We start from the raw sequence: 752 nt of genomic DNA, 5'->3' as shown, positions 1-752 counted from the left end.
GCTCCGCAAACACCTCGAATGGCGACCGATTTTCATTAGCGAATTGCTTCTTACCGATCATATGAGCAACTTCGATGCCAGCGATTGTAGCAGACGCTGAATCAAAGGCTTTGAAGCCTAACATGTGTTTGGTGATCCGCTCGATGAAGCGATGATCCTGCTCAAGGATGTTGTTGAGATATTTAACCTGCAGGATTTCCATCATCTTGCCCGTGCCCGTGATTTTCAGGATCGTGTTTACAGCCTTTGCACCAGCCAGATTCGCTCCGCTTTTATCAATGACGACCTTGTGCGGAACACCATTGCTTGCGATGGCTTTCTTAAAGAAGCGCCTTGCTGCACCGAGATTTCGGCGCTCTGAGAGCATAAATTCCAAAGTTTGGCCGTCACGATCAACGGCTCTGTACAGATAGGTCCATTTCCCTTTGACCTTTATATAGGTCTCATCAACACGCCAAGAGCCAAGCGTTGGCCGCTTACGCTTCTGTGCTTGATCTGCAATCTGCGGTGCGTATCGAACGACCCAACGGTGGAATGTTGCGTGATCAATCTCTATGCCGCGTTCGGCCATTATTTCCTGAAGGTCACGATAGGAAACGGGATAACGAACATAGAAGAATACCGCAAAAAGGATGACACTTTTGGGAAAATGAGACCCTTTGAAAGTGATCGTCATTCCTCTTTACCTCCCGCAATGACACGCTGTGATCATGACAGGACGCAGAAACAGTAAAAATTTTGCGACATAACCG

At 47.7% G+C, this 752-nt stretch carries 1 protein-coding gene; it reads right to left on the bottom strand.

Translation table 11 applies throughout. The annotated features are described in order from the left end of the window. Positions 1-676, bottom strand: a 676-nt coding sequence (locus tag F9K94_RS24240; protein ID WP_151610748.1) for an IS6 family transposase, incomplete at its 3' end; no start/stop codon positions are given. Between the last annotated feature and the right edge of the window lie 76 nt (positions 677-752).

The sequence above is a fragment of the Brucella tritici genome (assembly GCF_008932285.1).
Lineage (GTDB): Bacteria > Pseudomonadota > Alphaproteobacteria > Rhizobiales > Rhizobiaceae > Brucella > Brucella tritici.
Note: the sequence above shows the minus strand (reverse complement) of the source record. Positions and strands in the feature narration are given on the sequence as shown.